Origin of the sequence: Pseudomonas sp. 2995-1, assembly GCF_002742505.1 — a bacterium.
Lineage (GTDB): Bacteria > Pseudomonadota > Gammaproteobacteria > Pseudomonadales > Pseudomonadaceae > Aquipseudomonas > Aquipseudomonas sivasensis.
In genome coordinates, this window is record NZ_LJSA01000023.1 from 1 (window position 1) to 228 (window position 228).

General features: G+C 43.4%; 1 protein-coding gene. It reads left to right on the forward strand.

What is annotated here, in order from left to right:
- Positions 1-27: 27 nt before the first annotated feature.
- The coding region (locus AOA61_RS31635) for a hypothetical protein (RefSeq protein ID WP_218197285.1) at positions 28-228 on the forward strand (201 nt) is incomplete at its 3' end.

Here is a 228-nt window from a genome sequence, read left to right on the forward strand (position 1 = left end):
GGGCTGATACTAGTTGGGTTCTATTGCTTGTTCCTATTCCCTGTGTTTACCCATTACAATATTCCGCTAAAGCAAGTCTATCAATATGCACTCTATATCGGTGCAGCCTATCCCCATTATGCGTTGGGGATCTCGGTAGCCTGGCTGGTGATGATGTTTACCTCCCTTTATACAGGATTCATTTTCTTTTTCTTCGCAAGCCTTTCCGCATTTATCATCATGTACGGT